Source organism: Rhodococcus sp. ARP2 (assembly GCF_001029585.1).
Classification (GTDB): Bacteria; Actinomycetota; Actinomycetes; order Mycobacteriales; family Mycobacteriaceae; genus Rhodococcus_F; species Rhodococcus_F erythropolis.
This window is the reverse complement of record NZ_LEKE01000026.1, coordinates 1-13,462: the sequence shown is the minus strand read 5'-3', so window position 1 is coordinate 13,462 and position 13,462 is coordinate 1. Positions and strand designations below refer to the sequence as shown.

The 13,462-nt window shown below is 63.7% G+C and carries 13 protein-coding genes; 6 read left to right on the top strand and 7 right to left on the bottom strand.

What is annotated here, in order from left to right:
* Positions 1-163: 163 nt before the first annotated feature.
* Genes ABX74_RS06070 through ABX74_RS06055 form a run of 4 tightly spaced genes read left to right on the top strand, consistent with a single transcriptional unit; the run spans position 164 to position 3,900 of the window.
* Positions 164-1,195 carry a sulfate ABC transporter substrate-binding protein gene (locus ABX74_RS06070; protein ID WP_047888430.1) on the top strand — a complete coding sequence of 344 codons (1,032 nt, stop codon included), beginning with the start codon at positions 164-166 and terminating at the stop codon, positions 1,193-1,195.
* 7 nt (positions 1,196-1,202) lie between these two features.
* Positions 1,203-2,051: a sulfate ABC transporter permease subunit CysT gene (gene cysT, locus ABX74_RS06065; RefSeq protein ID WP_019749039.1), complete on the top strand. Its 849-nt coding sequence runs from the start codon at positions 1,203-1,205 to the stop codon at positions 2,049-2,051.
* Positions 2,048-2,854 carry a sulfate ABC transporter permease subunit CysW gene (gene cysW, locus ABX74_RS06060; protein ID WP_003944503.1) on the top strand — a complete coding sequence of 269 codons (807 nt, stop codon included), beginning with the start codon at positions 2,048-2,050 and terminating at the stop codon, positions 2,852-2,854. The genes cysT and cysW overlap by 4 nt, the downstream gene beginning before the upstream one ends.
* Entirely contained in the window at positions 2,851-3,900 is a 1,050-nt protein-coding gene (locus ABX74_RS06055; RefSeq protein ID WP_047888429.1) for a sulfate/molybdate ABC transporter ATP-binding protein, read from the top strand. The genes cysW and ABX74_RS06055 overlap by 4 nt, the downstream gene beginning before the upstream one ends.
* A 125-nt stretch (positions 3,901-4,025) precedes the next feature.
* Here ABX74_RS06055 and ABX74_RS06050 read toward each other — a convergent pair whose 3' ends face one another.
* The 7 genes from ABX74_RS06050 to ABX74_RS06020 form a co-directional block, all read right to left on the bottom strand.
* Positions 4,026-4,922, bottom strand: a complete 897-nt coding sequence (locus ABX74_RS06050; RefSeq protein WP_047888428.1) for a universal stress protein — start codon at positions 4,920-4,922, stop codon at positions 4,026-4,028.
* Positions 4,923-4,977: 55 nt separating this feature from the next.
* Complete coding sequence (locus ABX74_RS06045; protein WP_020908202.1) at positions 4,978-5,754, bottom strand: DUF998 domain-containing protein; 777 nt, start codon at positions 5,752-5,754, stop codon at positions 4,978-4,980.
* 94 nt (positions 5,755-5,848) lie between these two features.
* On the bottom strand, positions 5,849-6,604 hold the full coding sequence (locus ABX74_RS06040; RefSeq protein WP_020969974.1) for a sirohydrochlorin chelatase: 756 nt from the start codon (positions 6,602-6,604) through the stop codon (positions 5,849-5,851).
* A gap of 4 nt (positions 6,605-6,608) precedes the next feature.
* Positions 6,609-7,895: a sulfate adenylyltransferase subunit 1 gene (locus ABX74_RS06035; protein ID WP_020969973.1), complete on the bottom strand. Its 1,287-nt coding sequence runs from the start codon at positions 7,893-7,895 to the stop codon at positions 6,609-6,611.
* Positions 7,895-8,830, bottom strand: a complete 936-nt coding sequence (cysD, locus tag ABX74_RS06030; protein ID WP_020908199.1) for a sulfate adenylyltransferase subunit CysD — start codon at positions 8,828-8,830, stop codon at positions 7,895-7,897. The genes ABX74_RS06035 and cysD overlap by 1 nt, the downstream gene beginning before the upstream one ends.
* On the bottom strand, positions 8,827-9,540 hold the full coding sequence (locus ABX74_RS06025; RefSeq protein WP_047888427.1) for a phosphoadenylyl-sulfate reductase: 714 nt from the start codon (positions 9,538-9,540) through the stop codon (positions 8,827-8,829). Before ABX74_RS06025 ends, cysD begins: the two co-directional genes overlap by 4 nt.
* A complete protein-coding gene (locus ABX74_RS06020; protein WP_020908197.1) occupies positions 9,537-11,267 on the bottom strand; it encodes a nitrite/sulfite reductase in 1,731 nt (576 codons plus the stop codon). Before ABX74_RS06020 ends, ABX74_RS06025 begins: the two co-directional genes overlap by 4 nt.
* A gap of 503 nt (positions 11,268-11,770) precedes the next feature.
* On the opposite strand from ABX74_RS06020, the gene hemW reads away from it, so the two are divergent.
* The gene (hemW, locus tag ABX74_RS06010) at positions 11,771-12,997 is read left to right on the top strand and encodes a radical SAM family heme chaperone HemW (RefSeq protein ID WP_019749029.1); all 1,227 of its coding nucleotides are present in this window, start codon (positions 11,771-11,773) and stop codon (positions 12,995-12,997) included.
* Positions 12,998-13,032: 35 nt separating this feature from the next.
* Positions 13,033-13,462 (top strand): CG0192-related protein (locus tag ABX74_RS06005; RefSeq protein ID WP_223257845.1); only part of this gene is annotated, 430 nt, incomplete at its 3' end.

Genomic DNA, 13,462 nt, shown 5'->3' with positions numbered 1-13,462 from the left:
CACCCCACTCGAACTTCTCTGCGTGTAACTCGCGCCCCCGATTCAGGGCTCATTGCCCGTCGGCTCTCCATGTCTGAACATCCCGATGGAATCAGCCCCAGAGGTCTCGGACTTGTCGTTTGACCAACCCTCGTTTGTCAGTCCTTTCAGGAAGGTATCTGCAATGAAACGCCGTTCCCGCACACTTCTCACTGCTATCGCGACCATGGGGGCCGTGGTACTCACAGCGTGCAGTGGTGGCTCGAGCGACACCGTGGGTGGTGACAGCGCCGCCAGCGACGGTAGCGCCGGCACGATCAACCTGTTCGCCTACGCCGTGCCGAAGCCCGGCTTCGACAAGCTCACCGCAGCCTTCCAGGCGACAGACGAGGGCAAGAACGTCAACTTCAATCCTTCGTACGGCGCCTCGGGCGACCAGTCGCGCAAGGTGAAGGACGGCGCCGAGGCAGACTTCGTCAACTTCTCCGTCGAGCCCGACATCACCCGCCTGGTCGATGCCGGTCTGGTAGATCAGAACTGGAACCAGGACGCCTACAACGGAATTCCGTTCGGATCGGTAGTCACCATCGTGACGCGTCCGGGGAACCCGAAGGACATCAAGGACTGGGACGACCTGCTTCAGCCCGGCCTCGAGGTCGTCACGCCGAACCCGTTCAGCTCCGGCTCGGCCAAGTGGAACCTCTTGGCGCCGTACGCCGCCAAGAGCGACGGTGGCAAGAACCCGCAGGCGGGTCTCGACTACGTCACCGCCTTGGTCAACGATCACGTCAAGATCCAGCCCAAGTCGGGACGCGAGGCTTCGGAAGCCTTCCTGCAGGGCAGCGGTGACGTTCTGATCAGCTACGAGAACGAGGCACTGTTCATCGAAGGCAACGGCGACCCGGTCGAGCACGTCACCCCGCCCACGACCTTCAAGATCGAGAACCCGGTTGCCGTGATCTCGAACAGCAAGGTCCTCGACAAGGCGACCGCGTTCAAGGACTACCTGTACACGACCGAGGGTCAGACGCTCTGGGCCGAAGCAGGATTCCGTCCCGTTGATCCCGCCGTCGCTGCCAAGTTCACCGACAAGTTCCCCGAGCCGACCAAGCTGTGGACCATCGCAGACCTCGGCGGCTGGAAGGCCGTGGACAGCGCTCTGTTCACCAAGGACACCGGTTCGATCGCAGTGATCTACGACAACGCGACCAAGTAAGACTGACGTGACTGACACTATTGACCCCACCCCCGTGGCTCGTCGGCGAAAACTCGCGCGGGTCACGGGGAGTGTGGGGCCGCTCGGAATCGGAGTGGCCACCCTGTGGCTCTCCGTGATCGTTCTGCTTCCGCTCGCCGCGTTGACCGCCACCGCGTTCGACGAGGGGATCTCCGGATTCTGGGACGCCATCACCGCACCCGTCGCCTTGGCGTCGTTGCGCGTGACGTTGTTGGTCTCGGTGATCGTGGCATTGATCAACGTCGTGATGGGCACGATCATCGCGTGGGTGCTGGTCCGGGACGACTTCCCGGGCAAGCGCATCGTCAACTCGATGATCGATCTGCCGTTCGCGCTACCCACCATCGTGGCGTCGATCGTGTTGCTGTCCCTCTACGGACCGCAGTCGCCGATCGACATCCACCTCAACGCAACCCAGCCCGGACTGATCGTGGCTCTGGCTTTCGTGACCTTGCCGTTCGTCGTCCGTTCGGTGCAGCCGGTGCTGATGGAGGTCGACCGCGAAGTCGAGGAGGCCGCTGCGTCCTTGGGCGCTTCCAACTGGACGATCTTCCGCTCGGTCGTTCTTCCGACGCTGGCGCCTGCCGTCATCTCCGGCGCGGGACTCGCGTTCGCCCGCGCGATCGGTGAATACGGCTCGGTCGTTCTGATCGGCGGCAACATTCCGCGCGTGACGCAGATGACGTCGCAGTTCATTCAGCAGCAGATCGAGATCGATCGGCCTACCAACGCCGCTGCTGTCTCAGTAGCGTTGCTGGCCATCGCATTCGTGACGCTGTTCGTCCTGCGAATCTTCGCTTCGCGGGGACAGCGACGTGAGGAGAGTTCCCGATGAACGTGTCCAGAGGATCGAAGATCGGTCTGCGGACCATCGCTCTCGTCTACCTGTTCGTGTTGTTGGTCGTGCCGATCGGCGTGATCCTGACGCGAACGTTCGAAAACGGAATCGGCCCGTTCCTCGAATCGATCACGACGCCGGCAGCGATCTCCGCGCTGAATCTTTCGCTGATCATCGTGGCGATCGTGGTCCCGATCAATGTCGTGTTCGGTGTGGTCACGGCTCTGGCGCTCGTGCGTGGGCGTTTCCCGGGGCGGGGCGTACTGCAGTCGGTGGTCGACCTGCCCTTCGCAGTCTCGCCCGTCGTCGTCGGTGTGTCGTTGATCCTTCTGTGGGGTGCCAACGGTTGGTTCGGCGGCATCGAATCGTTGGGGTTCAAGGTCATCTTCGGTTTGCCCGGCATGGTGATCGCGACGATTTTCGTGACGCTGCCCTTCGTCGTCCGGGAAGTCGAACCCGTACTTCACGAGATCGGCGACGAGCAGGAACAAGCTGCCGCGACGCTCGGTGCCTCGGGCTGGCAGACGTTCTGGCGGATCACCTTGCCCGCGATCCGCTGGGGCCTGACATACGGAATCGTGTTGACGGTGGCGCGTTCGCTCGGTGAATTCGGCGCAGTCATCATGGTCTCTTCCGGCTTCCCCGGGGTATCCCAGACACTGACATTGCTGGTGCATTCGCGATACATCGACGACCACAACACCTTTGGTGCGTATTCGGCGGCAACGCTGCTGATGGGCATCGCCATCATTGTCCTGTTGCTGATGACGCTGCTGGACCGTAAGAGGAGCACCACATGATCACAGTGACCGGGGCCCGCAAGAACTACGGTGATTTCGCGGCGCTCGACGACGTGACGGTCAACATTCCCTCGGGTTCGTTGACGGCATTGCTCGGGCCCAGTGGCTCGGGAAAGTCGACGTTGCTGCGTTCGATCGCAGGGCTCGAAGAACTCGATTCGGGAACCATCACCATCGCAGGCAAGGACGTCACCGGCGTCTCGCCGCAGAAGCGAGACATCGGTTTCGTGTTCCAGCACTACGCGGCGTTCAAGCACATGACGGTGCGGGACAACGTGGCGTTCGGGCTCAAGATCCGCAAGCGCCCGAAGCCGGAGATCGAGAAGAAGGTCAACGAACTACTGGGGATCGTCGGCCTCGACGGCTTTCAGCATCGGTACCCGGCGCAGCTGTCCGGTGGTCAGCGTCAGCGCATGGCGTTGGCGCGCGCTCTGGCTGTCGACCCGCAGGTGCTTCTGCTCGACGAGCCCTTCGGCGCGCTCGACGCGAAGGTTCGTGCCGACCTGCGCACCTGGTTGCGTCGTCTGCACGACGAGGTGCACGTCACCACCGTTCTGGTCACCCACGACCAGGAGGAGGCTCTCGACGTGGCAGACCGTATCGCGGTGCTGAACAAGGGTCGGATCGAGCAGATCGGCGAACCAGCCGACCTGTACGACCGCCCGTCCAACGACTTCGTGATGTCCTTCCTCGGATCCGTCGCGAAGCTCAACGGGCAGCTGGTTCGTCCGCACGACATCCGCCTCGGCCGCGATCCGAGCATGGCTCTCGCTCAGGAGTCCGGAACGGCCGAGTCCCTGGGCGTCACACGCGCCACCGTCGAGCGCGTCGTCTACCTCGGCTTCGAGGTTCGAGTGGACCTGCGCAACGAGGCAACCGGTGAGTTGTTCTCGGCTCAGGTCACCCGCGGTGACAGTGCAGCTCTGCACCTCGAGGCGGGGGAGACGGTCTACGCCCGGGCTACTCGGGTGCCGGATCTGCCGGAGACTCCGGTGGTGAGGCCGGAGCAGGAGCCGGTGACGGTGAGCGTCGTCGGCCAGGTATGAACCGCTAGCCCTGTTTGACCTGTTTCACCCCCACTCCTGTTTGAGCGAACGGCACTTTCGGTCTCCTGATGGCGCCGAAAGTGCCGTTCGCTCAGAGGTGGGGGCCGGGCAACAGCGAGACCAGTTCAGCCCTCTCGGCAGACGAGGACCGGGCATTGGGCGTGGTGGATGAGGCTCTGACTGGTCGATCCGACTATCGACGCCATGAACGGGCTGCGGCCGTGGCTACCGACGACTACGAGTTGCGCTTCCGCCGAGTGCTCGAGCAGTGCCTTCATCGGTCCGCTGCGCTGGACACTCCGGGTGACTTCGACATCGGGGTACTTCTCCGTCCAGCCGGCGAGGCACTCGGACAGCAGAGCGTGCTCATGCTGTTCGTACGGTCCCCAGTCGACGAAGCGCCTGGCTTCGGAGTACCCGCCGAGCGAGGCGTGCTCGTTCCAGGTGTGAACCGCAACCAAGGGAGCGCCGAGGAACGCGGCAAACTCGAAAGCATGCGCGACGGCGAGTTCGCTTAGCTTGCTTCCGTCGACGCCGACGACGATGGGCCTGATGTCGGCTACCGCGTGCTCGCCGGTACCGCGGAACACCGCCACGGGACAGTGCGCCCGGTTGACCACCCGAATGGTGTCGGAACCGAGAAACACCGATTGCATTTCGCTGGTACCGGCCTGACCGAGTGCAACGATGCGAGCGGATTTCGAAAGTTCGACGAGTGTGGTTGCGGGAGTGCCGGTCACGAGGCCGCGTTCGACGGTGACGTCGGTGTGATCGTCGCGAATGGCGTCCTCGGCCTCGTCGAGTAACTTTGCACCCTCGACGCGAAGGTGATGGTCGAACATCTCTTCGTCGGTGACGTTGGTACCGCCACCTGACTCGGGTTGTCCCGGCAGAACGTGGGTCAGTCGCAATGGTTCGTCGAATCTCTTTGCAGCCGATGCTGCCCACCTCGCGGCGTTGACCGCGCTTGCCGAGCCGTCGATGCCGGCCACGATTCCGTGTCGAACAGATGCACTGGTCATGGAAGTCTCCTCGCGTCGCCTCCCTACCAGTGTGTCCCTGGTCACCCCGGGTGCGCTACAAACTCGTCAGCTCCCGCGGTGCGAGAACGTCGGTAGGCACTGCTGCGCGAGTTCGACGCGGGCGCAACGACAACAGAGCGGTGATGAATCCGTTACCGGGCAGTGTCAATTCCACGTTCTTCAACACGGTTCGGCGCATCAACGCGAGCAGGGCTGCGACGCCGGTGACTGCCATCCACATCGGCAGCGGGTACAGCGTCAAGCGTTCACCCAAGCCGAAAGTGAGTGTTCGTCCGAGAAGCAGTACGGCGCCGACGATTCCGGTGGCCGCGCACAGTCCCGACCATACTGCGATCCATTTGCTGTGCTTCCAGAATTGAATTGCCATGAGGACGAGAACGGCATGACGGGCGACGAAGCCGGGAAGTACTGCGGTCCAGTGAACGAAGGTCCCGTCGTTGGCCGGGAAGAGGCCGGTAGCCGCGGTGCTCAGTGCAACGACGACGGCAAGGCCGAGAATCCACTTTTTCGCACGACCGTCCGGAATGTACTTGTGCAGCAAGGCTGCACCGAGGATGGTGAGCGCACCGAGGATCATGAAGGCCGCGTTCATGACGTCGTGCATCGGCGAACACGAATCCACGCTGCATGTCGTCACGCCCAGCGAACTGATGGAGTCACGCGCGAAGCTGTACGGCGTCTTCCAGGCTCCGGCCGTGAAGATCTCGACAAGCAGGTAGAGCACCGACAGGACCCAGGCGGTGCCGGCTGTGCCGAGGCGAAGATTGTGAGTGATGGTGTTCCCTCTCGCGGCGCTCTGAGGGGATTGCACCCAAAGATCTGTTTCGCAGGCGAAGGATGAACCTTCGCAGGCTGGACAGATCCAACACTACGGTAACAATCTGATAACGGCCTGTGAAACCGGATCAGGCGGAGCGGACCAGACGGTCGGGTAGTGCATCAGCGACTTGTCGGTAACGGTCGATCATCGTTTCGATCAGTAGAGAGTGCCCACCGATCGTTTCGGCGAAACGCGCGCGCGGACATACCGTTGCTGCTGCAGCGCTGAGCCGGTCGGTCAGTAGGCCGGGAGCCAAGAACCAGGGTGCGACGACAACGCGTTCGGCGCCGTTCTGCTCGAGAGCGGAGATCGCCTGGGCAACTGTTGGTTCCGCGGATGTCGCGAAACAGATTCGAACGCCCGACCAGTTGGTTCCGCTCAGGAGAGTGGACGCCAGTTCTGCGGTCGCGGCGTTGGCACGTGCGTCGGACGAGCCGACTGCCGCAAGAGCGACACCGACCGACGGATCGTCCGGCCGGGCGCCCGCTTCGAGGATTCGCTCGCGCACTGCCTCGATAAGCCGAGCATCGCGACCTAGTACGTCTGCTTGGAACACGGTCAGTTGGGGGTGGCGTGTCGCGGCAGCGGCCAAGAGCCCGGGCAGATCTACCCGAGCGTGGAAGGCGTTGCCCAGCAGCATCGGAACAACAACGGCGTGAGTGTGGCCGTCGTGTGCAACTCCGTCCAGGACCTGATCGATGGACGGTGCATTGAGATCGAGAAACGCCAGGCGGACATCGAGGTCTGGCCGGGCTTCACGAAGAGCCGCCACGGCAGCCGCGATCACCCGAGCAGAACGGGGATCACGGCTGCCGTGCGCAACAGCAATGAGCGGAACCATCGACTTAAACGCGCTCGCCCAATTCGACAGCGGAAATGACGTCGCCGACCAGGCCGGCTGCGAGAGTGTTTCCACCAGCGGGATCGATCAACAGGAAGCTGCCGGTGTGGCGGTTCACTGCGTAGTCGTCGGCCACGATCGGCTCGGCCACGCGGATCGAGATCTTGCCGATCTCGTTGAGCTCGAGAGTATCCGGGCCCTGATCCGTGGTGAGATCCTGCTCGTTGAAGCGCTCCACCAAGCTGCCGACGATGGCCTGCGTCGTGCGCGTGCCGTGCTTGAGCAGCAGACGTGCGCCGGGGCGCAGCGACTTCTCGGCCAACCAGCAGACGGTGGCGTCGAATTCGCCGATCGGCTCGGGTGCGTCAGACGGCGAGGCGATGGTGTCGCCGCGAGAGACGTCGACGTCGTCGGCCAGGATCAGCGTGACGCTGCGCCCCGCGTGGGCGACGTCGAGTTCGCCGTCGGCCGTGTCGATACGAGTGACGGTGGTGCGCGTACCCGAGGGCAGGATCACCACTTCGTCGCCGGGTACGACGGAACCGGCGGCAACCTGGCCGGCGTATCCGCGGTAGTCGAGGAACTCGGCGGTACGCGGACGGATCACGTACTGCACCGGGAAACGCAGGCCGACGCGATGCGGCTCGGCGTCGACCGGAATCGACTCGAGGTGCTCGATCAGCGTGGGGCCGGTGTAGTACGGGGTCTTGTCGGAGCGGATGGCGACGTTGTCACCGTGCAGTGCCGATACCGGGATCTCGACGACGTCTTCGCTTGCCCAGCCCAGTGAGCTGGTGAGTTCGTTGAACTCGGCGGAGATCGAGGTGAAGACCTCTTCGGGGTTCTCGACGAGGTCGATCTTGTTCACGGCGAGAACGAGCTTCGGGACACCGAGCAACGCGAGAACCGCTGCGTGCCTACGAGTCTGCGCGATGACGCCCTTGCGAGCATCGACCAGCAGGATCACGAGCTGAGCCGTCGAGGCGCCGGAGACCGTGTTGCGGGTGTACTGCACGTGGCCCGGTGTATCGGCAAGCACGAATGTGCGCTTGGGGGTCGCGAAGTAGCGGTACGCCACGTCGATGGTGATGCCCTGCTCACGCTCGGCGCGCAGTCCGTCCACCAGGAGCGACAGGTCAGGGGTGTCGAGACCGCGGTCCACCGACGCACGGGTCACGGCGTCGATCTGGTCGGCGAGAACGGATTTCGTGTCGTACAACAGGCGGCCCACGAGTGTGGACTTTCCGTCGTCGACGCTGCCGGCAGTTGCCAGTCTGAGCAGATCGCTCATCAGAAGTAGCCCTCTCGCTTGCGGTCTTCCATGGCCGCTTCGGAAACTCGGTCGTCGCCACGGGTCGCGCCGCGCTCGGTCAAACGTGATGCCGCAACCTCGGCGAGAATCGCTTCGTTGTCAGCCGCATCGGAGAGAACAGCACCGGTGGTCGAACCGTCGCCGACGGTGCGGTAACGCACCGAAAGGGTCTGCAGCTCTTCGCCGTCAGCCGGACCACCCCAGACTCCGGGGGTCATCCACATGCCGTCGCGCTGGTACACCGGACGCTGGTGGGCGTAGTAGATGCTGGCGAGTTCGACGTTGTCGCGGGCGATGTAACGCCAGATGTCCAGCTCGGTGAAGTTGCTGAGCGGAAAGACGCGCACCTGCTCGCCGGGGGAGTGGCGACCGTTGTAGAGGTTCCACAGTTCCGGGCGCTGCTTCTTGGGATCCCACTGGCCGAAAGCGTTGCGCAGCGAGAAGATCCGCTCCTTGGCGCGGGCGCGCTCCTCGTCGCGGCGAGCGCCACCGAAGACGGCGTCGAAGCGGTTCTCGGAGATCGCGTCCAGCAACGGAACGGTCTGCAGCGGGTTGCGGATACCGTCGGGGCGCTCGGTGAGGCGACCGTCCGCGATGTACTCCTCGACGCTGGCCACGTGCAGGCGCAGGTTGTACTTGGCGACGACGTGGTCGCGGAAGTCGAGAACTTCCTGCAGGTTGTGGCCGGTATCGACGTGCAGCAGGGTGAACGGCAGCGGCGCAGGCCAGAAGGCCTTGATCGCCAGATGCAGCAGCACGGTGGAGTCCTTACCGCCCGAGAAGAGAATGACCGGGCGTTCGAACTCGCCGGCCACCTCTCGGAAGATGTGGATCGCTTCGGACTCGAGGGCGTCGAGAGTATCGAACTGTGTGCCGTCGAGCTGAGGACGTGAAAGTGTCAAGTCAACTGTCATGATGCGTGCAACCCGCATTCTGTCTTGGAGGCACCGGCCCAACGACCGCTACGCGGATCGCTGCCGGGGGCTGGCTTGCTGGTGCAGGGTGCGCAGCCGATGGACGGATAGCCCTCGTCGACAAGAGGATTGACGAGGATGGAATTGGTGTCGATGTAGTTCTGCATCTCCTCGTCCGACCACGGAGCGATCGGGTTGATCTTCACGAGGCCGAAGGCGTCGTCGAAGGAGATCAGGGGAGCGTTGGCGCGAGTGGGCGCTTCGACGCGGCGGATGCCGGTCACCCACGCGCTGTAGCCGGACAGTGTCTGCTTGAGGGGTGCGACCTTGCGCAATGCGCAGCAGCGGTTGGGATCACGGGCGAACAGATCCTTGCCCTCGGCGACATCCTGCTCGGCGACGCTTGCCAGCGCGCGTGCATTGATGACGTTGACGCCGTAGACCTGCTCGACCGCGTCACGCGTGCCGATGGTCTCGGGGAAGTGGTAGCCGGTGTCGAGGAAGAGTACGTCGACGCCCGGATGCACCTGTGCGGCAAGGTGAACCAACACACCATCCTGCATGTTCGACGCAACAATGTAAGAGTCACCGAACGTGTCCTCGGTCCACTGCAACAGTTCCTGTGCGCTGGCTCCGTCGAGTTCTACGGCACCGCGCTCGGCGATGGACCGAAGCTCGTCGGCGGTTGCTCGCGAAATGTCCACTGTCATCGCAAATCTCCTTCGTCTGCGCGCACTGCCCATTCGGCGAACCGTTCACCTTCGTTGCGGTTCTTGACGAACTGACGTACGACGCGGTCGATGTAGTCACCCATCTCGACGCTGGTGACCTTGTGCTGGCGCAGCTTGCGTCCGAAGGCGCTGTCGAATCCGAGGCTGCCTCCCAGGTGAACCTGGAAACCCTCGACTTGATTCCCCTCACCGTCGTCGACGAGCTGGCCCTTGAAGCCGATGTCGGCGATCTGCGAGCGAGCGCAGGAGTTGGGGCAACCGTTGATGTTGATGGTGATCGGCACGTCGAGCTGGCTGTTGATGTCGGCGAGACGCTGTTCGAGTTCGGGCACGAGCACCTGCGAACGCTTGCGTGTCTCGGCGAACGAGAGCTTGCAGAACTCGATGCCGGAGCAGGCCATCAGGTTCTTGCGCCAGTGCGACGGACGGGCGGGAAGGCCCAGCGCGTCGAGATCGGCGATGAGCGGCTCGAGGGTCTCGTCGGCGACGTCGAGGATGATCAGCTTCTGGTACGGCGTGAAGCGGATCCGGTCGCTGCCGGCTTTCTCCGCGGCGTCGGCGACCTGAGCCAGGATGTCTCCCGAGACGCGGCCGGCGATCGGAGCGAAGCCGACTGCGTTGTGGCCGTTGCGGGTCTTCTGGATGCCGACGTGGTCGATCGGGCGCTTGGGCTTCTCCGGCGCGGGGCCGTCGATGAGCGGGCGCTCGAGGTACTCGGTCTCGAGAACCTCGCGGAACTTTTCGATGCCCCAGTCCTTGATGAGGAACTTGAGCCTTGCCTTCGCGCGCAGACGGCGGTAGCCGTAGTCACGGAAAATCGAGACGACACCCTCCCAGACATCGGGGACCTCGTCGAGCGGAATCCAGGCGCCGACGCGCTGCGCCAGCATCGGGTTGGTGGACAGTCCGCCGCCGACCCAGAGGTCGAGGCCCGGGCCGTGTTCGGGGTGGTTCACGCCGATGAAGGCGATGTCGTTGATCTCGTGAACGACGTCCTGCTGACCGGAGATGGCGGTCTTGAACTTGCGCGGCAGGTTGGAGTACTTGGGGTCGCCGATGTAGCGGCGGACGATCTCGTCGATCGCCGGGGTGGGATCGAGGACCTCGTCGAGCGATTCGCCGGCCAGGGGAGAACCGAGGACGACGCGGGGGCAGTCACCGCACGCTTCGGTGGTCTTGAGTCCGACGGCTTCGAGCCGCTTCCAGATCTCCGGAACGTTCTCGACCTCGATCCAGTGGAACTGGACGTTTTCGCGGTCGGACAGGTCGGCGGTGTTCCGGCCGAATTCCTTCGAGATGCCGGCGATGGTGCGCAGCTGCTCGACGTTGAGAGCGCCGGCGTCGCAACGCACGCGCATCATGAAGTATTTGGCCTCGAGCAGGTCGATGTTCTCGTCGCCGGTGAAGGTGCCGTCGTAGCCTTCTTCGCGCTGGGTGTAGAGACCCCACCAGCGGAAGCGGCCGCGAAGGTCGCCCTTGTCGATGCTGTCGAAGCCCTGCTTGGAGTAGATGTTCTCGATGCGGGCCCGAACGTTGAGCGGGTTGTCGTCCTTCTTGGCCTGCTCGTTGGCGTTGAGCGGCTCGCGGTAACCGAGGGCCCACTGACCTTCGGCGCGACGCTTGGCGGGACGCGCAGCGCGTGCGGGCCGGGCTTCGGCAGGTGCTGCCGAATCGGCGGGTGTGGCGGCGTCGGTGGTCGACGTCATCGATGAACTCCTGGATCTGGGCGGTTGATCGGCACGCGGCACGCACTATCGACGAACTGTGGCGGTGTCTGATCGGGACGCACCGGTCCGTGTCGGAAATCGAGGGGGCTGTCCTCGGTCTCGGAAAGCTCGCGGCCGGCAGGTGTGCTCACGAAAACGAACAGCTGGAGAAGCTGTATCTCTGAAACGACGTGTCTCTGCAGAGAGTTGTTTCGGTGAAGCAGATGGAGATGAGCGGGAAAGGCTGGAAGATCAGTGAAAGATCAACAGCTACACAGGTGCAGACACGACGAGCTGCACACACGCTTGAAGTCGACATGGCGACGCGCCACAAGTCGCACTCCGAGTCCGGTCATGCGGACCATTGTGCCACGTCAACTCGATAATTCCGACTCGGGCGCATATTTCCACGAAAAACGGGGGAAATATCGAGTTCAGGCCACGCGCCGACCTGCATCGCAGGCTGAATAGGTGTGCGTTCCGGATGCTGGGACACTGGAGGCGTGAATGCCACCAGCACGACTCCCACTCGACAGAGCGAGGCGACCCCCTTCGCCTTGCCCGCGCGATCGCTCGAGGGTGTCGGGAAACGGCCGTTCGGGATCTACATCCACGTCCCGTTCTGTGCCACCAGGTGTGGGTACTGCGATTTCAACACCTACACGGCCGGTGAGCTCGGAACCTCGGCGTCGCCGCAGTCGTGGCTGGAGGGTCTGCGACGCGAACTCGATCTCGCGGCCGAGATGACGGGCGCCCCGGCGGCAGAGACGGTGTTCGTGGGCGGTGGAACGCCGTCGCTGCTCGGTGGCGACGGGCTGTCCGACGTGCTGTCGGCGGTTCGCAGCAGCTTCGGCTTGGCGTCCGGCGCCGAAGTGACCACGGAATCGAACCCCGAATCGACGTCGCCGGAATTCTTCGACGCTCTCCGCAGTGCGGGATTCACCCGCATTTCCCTCGGCATGCAGTCCGCGGCTCAGCACGTCCTGAAGATCCTCGACCGCACCCACACTCCCGGCCGCGCCGTCGCTGCCGCGAAAGAGGCTCGCGCAGCTGGTTTTTCGCACGTGAACTTGGATTTGATCTATGGAACGCCGGGGGAGCGAGACCAAGATCTGGACGCCTCACTCGACGCGGTTCTCTCCGCCGATGTCGACCACGTCTCGGCCTACGCGTTGATCGTCGAGGACGGCACCGCCATGGCTCGCAAGGTCAGGCGCGGCGAGCTGCCCGCGCCGGACGACGACGTGCTGGCCTCACGATACGAACGAATCGATTCACGCCTGTCCGAGGCCGGCTTGCACTGGTACGAGGTCTCCAACTGGGCAAAGGCGGAAACCGCGGACTCCGGTGACACCCGGTGCCGTCACAACCTCGGCTACTGGGACGGTGGTGACTGGTGGGGCGCCGGACCGGGCGCGCACAGTCACGTCGGCGGAGTGCGGTGGTGGAACGTCAAGCACCCGGCACGGTACGCGGAACAGTTGGCCCTCGGTGAACTTCCCGTCGGCGGCAGCGAAGAACTGACCGCCGAGGACGAACACATGGAGCGCGTCATGTTGACCGCGCGGTTGCGTACGGGACTTCCGTTGTCGGAACTGTCTGCATCCGAACGCCTTTCGGCCGAACAGGTGGTAGTCGACGGGTTGGCCGTGATCGAGAACGATCACGTGGTTCTCACCGACCGTGGCCGCCTGCTCGCTGATGCGGTGATTCGCACGATCCTGACCTGACGCTGCACCATCCTTCGCCGCGTAATGTGGCCGTGGTGGCCATCATTCATCGTGCGCAGCTGAATCCGTCCAAGAACGACCTGCTCCGAGCGTGGGTGCCCAAGCAGCCATGGATCAGGTCGGTCGACTGTTCGACGCTCGAACGCGTCGACGCCTATCGTTTCGACGACCCGGACGGCGAGGTCGGAGTCGAGACGCATCTGCTCCGCTCTGCCGACGGTCGAATTCTTCAGGTCCCGCTCACTTATCGTGGTGCTCCGCTGGACGGGGCGGAGACTGCGCTGATCGCAACCATGGATCATTCGGTACTGGGCGAGCGGTGGGTGTACGACGCTTGCTGCGATCCGGTCTACGTGAGCGCGGTGGCGACCGCGATTCTGACCGGTGGGGCCGGAGTCGATCTGGTTTTCGCGGACTCCGCCGATCACATCCCGGTGACGGCTCACGTAGTAGGCAGCGGTACGG

Excerpts from the sequence above, each read along its gene's own strand:
- ABX74_RS06070 (WP_047888430.1), top strand. The coding sequence starts at position 164 with ATGAAACGCCGTTCCCGCACACTTCTCACTGCTATCGCGACCATGGGG.
- cysD (WP_020908199.1), bottom strand. The coding sequence starts at position 8,830 with ATGACAGTTGACTTGACACTTTCACGTCCTCAGCTCGACGGCACACAG.
- ABX74_RS06055 (WP_047888429.1), top strand. The coding sequence starts at position 2,851 with ATGATCACAGTGACCGGGGCCCGCAAGAACTACGGTGATTTCGCGGCG.
- ABX74_RS06020 (WP_020908197.1), bottom strand. The coding sequence starts at position 11,267 with ATGACGTCGACCACCGACGCCGCCACACCCGCCGATTCGGCAGCACCT.
- ABX74_RS06040 (WP_020969974.1), bottom strand. The coding sequence starts at position 6,604 with ATGGTTCCGCTCATTGCTGTTGCGCACGGCAGCCGTGATCCCCGTTCT.
- ABX74_RS06025 (WP_047888427.1), bottom strand. The coding sequence starts at position 9,540 with ATGACAGTGGACATTTCGCGAGCAACCGCCGACGAGCTTCGGTCCATC.
- cysW (WP_003944503.1), top strand. The coding sequence starts at position 2,048 with ATGAACGTGTCCAGAGGATCGAAGATCGGTCTGCGGACCATCGCTCTC.
- ABX74_RS06035 (WP_020969973.1), bottom strand. The coding sequence starts at position 7,895 with ATGAGCGATCTGCTCAGACTGGCAACTGCCGGCAGCGTCGACGACGGA.
- ABX74_RS06050 (WP_047888428.1), bottom strand. The coding sequence starts at position 4,922 with ATGACCAGTGCATCTGTTCGACACGGAATCGTGGCCGGCATCGACGGC.